Source organism: Desertihabitans aurantiacus (genome assembly GCF_003344635.1).
GTDB lineage: Bacteria > Actinomycetota > Actinomycetes > Propionibacteriales > Propionibacteriaceae > Desertihabitans > Desertihabitans aurantiacus.
Genome location: NZ_QPKK01000432.1, coordinates 1 through 1945, shown reverse-complemented (window position 1 = coordinate 1945; position 1945 = coordinate 1). Strand labels below are relative to the sequence as shown.

Below are 1945 nucleotides of genomic sequence, written 5' to 3'. Positions count from 1 at the left end.
CGCCGCCCCGTGCGTCGACCCCGCCAGCGGGTCGTCCAGCCCGGGGTGCTGCGCGCGGGTGCGCCGGACCACGGCCACCAGCCGGGCGGCCAGGGCGTCCACGGTGGCCTCGTCGGCGTCGACCGGCAGCCGCTCCAGCTCCTGCTCGGCCGGGTCCGGCGTCGCGATCGCCCGGCCGAACTCCTGCAGCGCCGGCGCGTCGAAGACGCTGGCGTAGACCTTGAGCAGCGAGCGCTGGGTGGCGCTGAGGTCTTCGGCGACCGGGGCGAACCCGGTCGGGGTGTCGGCCGGGGCACGGTGGCGGCGCAGCTGGGCGAGCTCCTCCCGCGCCCGGGTCATCCGCTCGACCGAGGCGGCGAGCTCGGCGTCCAGCGCGTCGAGCTCAGCCTCGGGGTCGCGGTCGTCCCGGTCCAGGGCGGCGACCTGGTCCAGGGAGAGCCCGAGCTCGACCAGCCGGCGGATCTGCAGCAGCCGCAGCAGGTGGGGCACGCCGTACTGCTTGTAGCCGTTGGAGGCACGCCCGGGCAGCTGCAGCAGCCCGACGGAGTGGTAGTGCCGCACGGTGTTGACGGTCGTGCCGGCGAGCTCGGCGAGCTGTCGGGTGCTCCAGGCCATCGCTCCTCCTCTGGTGCCCGGCGGCGTCGCGGGCATGGTCGCAGTCCGGACGTCGCGTGGTCGACGAAGCTCACACCCCAGCCAGCACGGGCACCAGGTAGCGCAGGCTGAGCGCCTCGTAGACCGCCCCGAGCACCAGCAGCGCCAGCGCGGCCAGCGCCAGCCAGCCCAGGCTCCGCAGCCCGCGCAGGTAGCCCTGGCGCCGGTTCGCGGCGTCGACCGTGCTCGGTCGCAGCCAGGCCCAGCCGTGCACCCAGACGCCCAGCGTCAGCAGGATGTAGGCCTGGAACTCGATCAGGGCCGTCAGCGAGTGCGGCACCAGGACGGCCCAGGTGGTGCTGCCGTTCGGCGCCAGCGTGATGCCGATGGTGACCGCCCGGTAGGCGAAGACGGCGATGCCGGCGAACGGGATGACGAGCGAGGGCAGGATGATCGAGGCCAGGCTGACGGTGAACACGTTGACCGCCAGGATGGTCAGCGCGAACAGCGGCGGGTTCGTCAGCAGCGAGACCACCAGGTCGGTGGTGCCGCCGGTGTCCAGACCCTCCACCCGGGCTGCGTTGAGCTGGGGGAAGAGCAGGCCGAGCGCCACGCCGAGCAGGAGCAGCCCGTACATGACGGCGTTGAGGACGAGGTAGGGCCGCAGGTGGTCGCGGATGATCTGCAGGGGTCGGCGGACGGTGCGCACGGGTCAGCTCCGGGGGTCGATGGCCGCAGCGTCTCTGCGGTACGCGCACCAGTGCAGACCGTGTGGTCACCACAGGGTCAAGCTCAGCCCGGGACGTCCACCCCGAGGTGGGTGGCCAGCAGCTCGCGCAGCTGCGTCGAGCTGGTGAACGGCCCGACGTGGGTGTGGGCCAGCCGGCCGTCGGCGGTGACGAAGAAGGTGACCGGAGGCCCGGGCACCCTCAGCGGTTCGCGGACGGCGCCGGTCTGGTCGACCACGTGCGGGTAGCGCTGGGCGCTGGCCTCGGCCACGGTGATCGCGGCGAGCGGGTCGGCGTCCTGGTAGAGCAGGCCGACGGTCAGCAGCTCGCCCTCGGTGAGCCCGGCGACCTCCGACAGGTAGGGAGCCTCGGCCCGGCAGGGGGTGCACCACGACGCCCAGACGTTGACCATCATCGGCTGGCCGCGCAGCCGGGAGAGGTCGACCTCCGCCCCCCCACCCAGGCAGGGCAGCTCCAGCGGCGGCAGACCGTCGGGGCGGGGCTCGGCGGCGGGGTCGGCGACCGGGCAGTCGGCGATGCCGGCGGCCACCCGGGCCGCCTCGACATCCTCCGCCGCCGGCGCGCTCGCCCCGGGGGTCGTCGGGCCGGCGGGCGGGGGGCCA

At 74.6% G+C, this 1945-nt stretch carries 3 protein-coding genes; all 3 read right to left on the bottom strand.

The window, feature by feature from the left end; translation table 11 throughout:
- Positions 1-615, bottom strand: a 615-nt coding sequence (locus tag DVA66_RS22000; RefSeq protein ID WP_114561519.1) for a MerR family transcriptional regulator, incomplete at its 3' end; no start/stop codon positions are given.
- A gap of 70 nt (positions 616-685) precedes the next feature.
- On the bottom strand, positions 686-1303 hold the full coding sequence (locus DVA66_RS19855; protein ID WP_114561518.1) for a stage II sporulation protein M: 618 nt from the start codon (positions 1301-1303) through the stop codon (positions 686-688).
- 83 nt (positions 1304-1386) lie between these two features.
- A partial coding sequence (locus DVA66_RS19850; protein ID WP_232822088.1) for a TlpA family protein disulfide reductase occupies positions 1387-1945 on the bottom strand: 559 nt, incomplete at its 5' end.